7 protein-coding genes are annotated in these 5,235 nt (G+C 63.0%); 4 read left to right on the top strand and 3 right to left on the bottom strand.

All coding sequences use genetic code 11. From position 1 onward, the window contains the following. Positions 1-99: 99 nt before the first annotated feature. On the bottom strand, positions 100-531 hold the full coding sequence (arsC, locus tag IV091_RS13790; RefSeq protein ID WP_293469681.1) for an arsenate reductase (glutaredoxin): 432 nt from the start codon (positions 529-531) through the stop codon (positions 100-102). 110 nt (positions 532-641) lie between these two features. On the opposite strand from arsC, the gene IV091_RS13795 reads away from it, so the two are divergent. From IV091_RS13795 to IV091_RS13805, 3 genes are all read left to right on the top strand, one after another. Next, the gene (locus IV091_RS13795) at positions 642-968 is read left to right on the top strand and encodes a metalloregulator ArsR/SmtB family transcription factor (RefSeq protein ID WP_293469693.1); all 327 of its coding nucleotides are present in this window, start codon (positions 642-644) and stop codon (positions 966-968) included. A 94-nt stretch (positions 969-1,062) separates the two neighbouring features. After that, positions 1,063-1,563, top strand: a complete 501-nt coding sequence (locus tag IV091_RS13800; RefSeq protein ID WP_293469683.1) for an arsenate reductase ArsC — start codon at positions 1,063-1,065, stop codon at positions 1,561-1,563. A 97-nt stretch (positions 1,564-1,660) separates the two neighbouring features. Next, a complete protein-coding gene (locus IV091_RS13805; protein ID WP_293469685.1) occupies positions 1,661-2,947 on the top strand; it encodes an arsenic transporter in 1,287 nt (428 codons plus the stop codon). A 94-nt stretch (positions 2,948-3,041) separates the two neighbouring features. Here the strand turns inward: IV091_RS13805 and IV091_RS13810 are convergent, their stop codons facing one another. Together IV091_RS13810 and IV091_RS13815 are read right to left on the bottom strand one after the other, a co-directional pair. Further along, positions 3,042-3,359 carry a YnfA family protein gene (locus tag IV091_RS13810; RefSeq protein WP_293469687.1) on the bottom strand — a complete coding sequence of 106 codons (318 nt, stop codon included), beginning with the start codon at positions 3,357-3,359 and terminating at the stop codon, positions 3,042-3,044. 52 nt (positions 3,360-3,411) lie between these two features. Then, positions 3,412-3,930 carry a GNAT family N-acetyltransferase gene (locus IV091_RS13815; protein WP_293469689.1) on the bottom strand — a complete coding sequence of 173 codons (519 nt, stop codon included), beginning with the start codon at positions 3,928-3,930 and terminating at the stop codon, positions 3,412-3,414. 245 nt (positions 3,931-4,175) lie between these two features. Between IV091_RS13815 and IV091_RS13820 the strand changes: the two genes are divergently transcribed. Further along, positions 4,176-5,235 (top strand): efflux RND transporter periplasmic adaptor subunit (locus IV091_RS13820; protein WP_293469691.1); only part of this gene is annotated, 1,060 nt, incomplete at its 3' end.

The following is a 5,235-nucleotide window of genomic DNA, read 5'->3' on the forward strand; positions in this document are numbered from 1 at the left end:
CGCGGCGCATGCGTGCTGGGCGCCAACGCTTGCAGCCGGGTCATGGATGGCACGGCAAACAGCGCCGCGTCCAGGTTGGGGCTGTCCACCAAGAGCGGGTTAACGTTTGGCAACGGGTTCTCCCTGGGCGTTAACGACTGGCTCGCCACCCTCCTTGCTGAAGGCGGCGCGCTGGGGCAGCACCAGGAGGTCGAGCACCGCCTCGGATGGCCTGCACAGCCGCGTGCCCAGCGTGGTCACCACAATGGGCCGGTTCATCAAGATCGGATGGGCGAGCATCGCGTCAATCAGCGTGTCATCGGCGAGCGCGGGGTTGTCCAGGACCAGTTCGCCATACAGCGCTTCCTTGCGCCGCATCACATCCCTGACGGGCACGCCCATCTGCCCGATCAGCGCCACCAGCGTTTCGCGAGTGGGCGGCGTTTTCAGGTATTCAATCACCTCGGGCTCGGACCCGGTGTTGCGGATCAGCGCCAGCACATTGCGCGAGGTGCCGCACTGCGGGTTGTGGTAAATCGTGATGTCGGACATGGGCCTGGGACTCCTGTTGAAAATTTTTTGACGGGCAAATGGCATCGATTCAATATTTCAATTATATTTGAACGATGGAAACAAAAGCCCAAGCCCAGGTTTTAACAGCCCTGGATGAAACCGCTGCCGTCAAGGCGCTGGCAGCGCTGGCGCAGGCCCAGCGCCTGCGTGCGTTCCGGGCACTGGTGGTCGCCGGGCCTGGCGGAATGACGCCGGGCGTGATGGCCGAGCAACTGGGCGTAGCGCCCAGCGCCCTGTCGTTTCACCTCAAGGAGCTGGCCCATTCCGGGCTGGTCAGCAGTGAAGCACGTGGCCGCAACCTGATTTACCGGGCCGAGTTTGACCACATGAACGCGCTGCTGGCCTACCTGACCGAGCATTGCTGCGAAGGCCGGGCCTGCGACACCAGCGCGCAAGCGGTTTGCGTGGACTGCTGAAAATTCAGTTCCGTTCAGGCTTCCAGCCTGTTGATCAAATGCCTCAGTAGCCTTCAATTAAATAGCAATATCTTTCACTACCCGCCTCACCACCATGTCTGAACGCCCTCTCCACGTCTTGTTTTTATGCACCCACAACTCGGCCCGTAGCATTCTGGCGGAAGCCGTTCTGAACCACATTGGCAAAGGCCGCTTCAAGGCGTTTTCGGCCGGCAGCAGCCCGCGTGACAATCAACAGCCGAATCCGCTGGGCCTGCAGGTGCTGGAGCACGCCGGCATTTCAACCCAAGGCCTGCGCAGCAAAAGCTGGGACGAATTTGCCCGGTCTGATGCGCCGCACATGGATTTGGTGATTACCGTCTGTGACAACGCGGCCGGCGAAGTCTGCCCGTTCTGGCCGGCCCAGCCCGCCACCGCGCACTGGGGCTATGCCGACCCCTCGGCCATTGAAGGCCCCGAGGCGCAAAAACTCGAGGCCTTTCGCCAGACCCTGCTGGCCCTGAACCGCCGGCTGACGCTGCTGGTGAGCCTGCCGCCCGAAAAGCTGGAACGCGCCCTGCTGCAAGGCACCGCACGCGATTTGATCGGGTCATAAGCACATCCACCGCAGGAACCCGTCGCGCCTGATCTGGGCCAGGATCTGGATCTGCACGCGGTGATATGTATCCCAAAAGAGCAATAAAAGGACTTTCATGCTTGTCGCTTTAACTGTATTTATCGCCACCCTCACTTTGGTCATCTGGCAACCGCGCGGCCTTGGGATCGGCTGGAGTGCCGCGCTGGGCGCCGCAGCAGCCCTGTTGTCAGGCGTGGTGCAGCTAAGCGATATTCCAGTCGTCTGGCAGATCGTCTGGAATGCCACTGCCACGTTCATCGCCGTCATCATCATCAGTCTGCTGCTGGACGAAGCCGGTTTCTTTGAATGGGCGGCCCTGCATGTGGCGCGCTGGGGCGGCGGCCAGGGCCGCTGGTTATTTGTACTGATCGTGCTGCTGGGGGCCTGCGTGGCGGCGCTGTTCGCCAACGACGGCGCAGCGCTCATTCTCACGCCCATCGTGATGGCCATGCTGGTGGCGCTCGGCTTCAGCGCGGCGGCAACGCTGGCATTCGTGATGGCCGCCGGCTTTATTGCCGACGTGGCCAGCCTTCCGCTGGTGGTCTCCAACCTGGTCAATATCGTGTCGGCCGACTTCTTCAGGATCGGATTTAGCGAATACGCCGTCGTCATGATTCCGGTCAACATCGCAGCCATCGTGTCGGCCCTCGCGGTGCTGATGCTTTATTTTCGGCATGACATTCCACGCCACTACGACATCAACCAGCTCAAGCAACCCCGTACCGCCATCCGCGATGTGACCACTTTTCGTGTCGGCTGGGCGGTGCTGCTCTTGCTGCTGATCGGCTTTTTCGGCCTGGAGCCACTGGGAATTCCGGTCAGCGCCACGGCAGCCGTCTGCGCGATTCTTCTGCTTGTCGTGGCAGCGCGTGGCCACGTCATCAGTACCCGCAAGGTGATGCGCGGCGCACCTTGGCAAATCGTGGTCTTTTCGCTGGGCATGTATCTGGTGGTGTACGGGCTGCGCAATCAGGGGCTGACGGCGCAAATCGCTGTATTGCTGGACCACTTTGCCGCCGGGGGTATTTGGGGTGCGGCCTTTGGCACCGGATTTTTGACGGCGTTGTTGTCGTCCGTCATGAACAACATGCCCACGGTGCTGGTGGGCGCGCTGTCGATTGATGCGACCCAGGCCACCGGGGTGGTCAGGCAAGCCATGATTTATGCCAATGTCATCGGCAGCGATCTCGGGCCCAAGATCACGCCCATCGGCTCGCTCGCCACGCTGCTGTGGCTGCATGTTTTGGCAGGCAAGGGCATGACGATCACCTGGGGCTACTACTTCAAGGTGGGCATCGTGCTGACCGTTCCGGTGCTGGCGGTTGCGCTCGCTGCACTGGCGCTGCGCCTAAGCTTGATGTGATGCAGGCGCCGCCAGTAACGGATACTGGCGTGGATCTCTCTCTGAATAGCACCTCGCCGCAGCCAGTAGGCGCACGGCCCGCCGGACCATCCGATCATTTGGGCTGATACATGATCAGCCCCATCCCCGCCAGGCTCAAGCTCACGCCCGCCACATCCCACGCCGTAGGGCGCACCCCGTCAACCGCCCACAGCCAGGCCAGCGCCACGCTGATGTAAACCCCGCCGTAAGCGGCATACACCCGGCCAGCGGCGGCCTCGTGGAGGGTCAAAAGCCAGGCAAACAGGGCCAGGCTGACCATCGCCGGAAGCAGCAGCCAGATTGAAGCATGTTTGACCAGCCACAGATACGGCAGGTAGCAGCCCACGATCTCGGCCAGTGCGGTGGCCAGGAACAAAAAGAAGGTTTTCATGGAATTCCAAAAGGTGAGCAGGCAGCGCAAAATGAACCCATACGCTCCGCCTTCACGCCAGCCACTTCTGAAAAAACTGCGCCCGCCCCATCGCCGGGTCGAGCTGGTAGCCGGCAAAGCCGACGCGCTCGTAGAGCCTGATCGCGCTGGCGTTGCCCTGCAGCACTTCCAGCGTCAGCTTGCAGGCGCCGCGCTCTCTGGCAATTTCATCTACCAGGGCCAGCATCTGCTCGCCAACGCGCTGACCGCGGTGGCTGGCCAGCACGGCCACGTCGTGCACATTGACCAGCGGGCGGCAGGCAAAGGTTGAAAAGCCTTCGATGCAGTTGACCAGGCCCACCGGCTGCGCGCCATCAAACGCCAGCACACTGAAGGCTTGGGGCCGCGCAGCCAGCGCCGCCACCAGATTCTTTTTTGCAAAATCACTGAGCTCCTCCCCGCCGCCCGCCGGGTCTTGCGCGTAGGCGTCCAGCAGACGGACCAGCGCGCTGGCGTGCTCTGGATTGCGGTAGTCGGCACGGCACACCAGGAGCGAGGGATTCAGGGCTTGCGCCAGGGCAGGTTGAGTCACGCGGCGGTACTTTCTTGAAACGATGGTTCGATTTTAAGGACCGCGTACGCCGCTTTACCCCACGTTTACCTCCACCTTTCAAGTCAAACACCTGCAGATGCGGTGTTGCACGGATAATTACCTTGACTTACAAAGCAGCCCCTACGGCCCTGACCCGGCAGGTTGGGCGCCCTGCGCATCAAAACGCCATCAAACACAAAAACTACCGCGCACGCCCCCCGCGCCGCAGTCAACCAGGACCGCTGATGGACCCAAAAACCGACACCCCGCAAACCAGCGCCCGCATCAGCCGTCGCGCGTCCATCATTGGCAGCCTGATTGCGCTGCTGGCGCTCGGTGGCCTGGGCTGGCTGGCCTGGCACCTGACCCATCCTGCCGAAAACAGCAGCACCGCCCCGGCAGGCCGGCGCGGCCCACCGGCCACCACCGTGGGCGTGGCCACGGCAGAGCAGGCCAGCATTCCCATCACGCTGGAAGCGCTGGGCACGGTCACGCCGCAGGCCAGCGTGCGAGTGCGGCCCCAGGTGTCAGGCGTGATGGAAAAAGTGCTGTTCAAGGAAGGCCAGATGGTGCGCGCCGGCGACTTGCTGGCCACCATTGATGCGCGCCAGTTTGAACTGGCGCTGATGCAGGCCAGCGGCCAGCGCCAGCGCGATGAAGCCCAGCTCGACAGCGCCCGCGTCACGCTGCAGCGCTACAAGACCCTGCTGGGCCAGGACTCGATTGCCCGCCAGGAAGTGGACTCGCAGGCGGCGCTGGTCAAGCAGCTTGAAGGCACGGTGGTGATTGACAAGGCCAGCGAAGGGTCGGCCCGCCTGAACCTGGGCTACACCCGCGTGCTGGCCCCGGTCAGCGGCCGCGTCGGCTTGCGCACCGTGGACGTGGGCAATGTGGTGACCAGCAGCGACGCCAACGGCATTGCCCTGATCACGCAACTCACTCCCATCGACGTGGTGTTTGCCGTGCCGCAGGACCAGGCTGGCGAGCTACAGCAGCTGGCCCGCAATGGCGCCAGATTGCCGGTCAGCGCACTGGACCGCACCCGGGCCAACGCTCTCGCCAGCGGCGTGTTTGCCTCGCTGGACAACCAGATCGACGTGCAGACCGGCACGGTCAAGGCCAAGGCGCGCTTTGCCAACACCGACCTGGCGCTGTTTCCGAACCAGTTTGTCAATGTGCGGCTGCTGCTCAAAACCATTGAGGGCGCCGTGGTGGTGCCGGTCACGGCACTGCGCCATGGCAGCAACGGCGACTATGTGTATGTGCTCAATGGCGCCGAGCGCACGGTCTCGCTGCGGCTGGTGC

The sequence above is a fragment of the Polaromonas sp. genome (assembly GCF_018780625.1).
Classification (GTDB): domain Bacteria; phylum Pseudomonadota; class Gammaproteobacteria; order Burkholderiales; family Burkholderiaceae_C; genus Polaromonas.

Coding starts and splice junctions, on each gene's coding strand:
- IV091_RS13805 (WP_293469685.1), top strand. CDS start 1,661: ATGCTTGTCGCTTTAACTGTATTTATCGCCACCCTCACTTTGGTCATC.
- IV091_RS13810 (WP_293469687.1), bottom strand. CDS start 3,359: ATGAAAACCTTCTTTTTGTTCCTGGCCACCGCACTGGCCGAGATCGTG.
- arsC (WP_293469681.1), bottom strand. CDS start 531: ATGTCCGACATCACGATTTACCACAACCCGCAGTGCGGCACCTCGCGC.
- IV091_RS13800 (WP_293469683.1), top strand. CDS start 1,063: ATGTCTGAACGCCCTCTCCACGTCTTGTTTTTATGCACCCACAACTCG.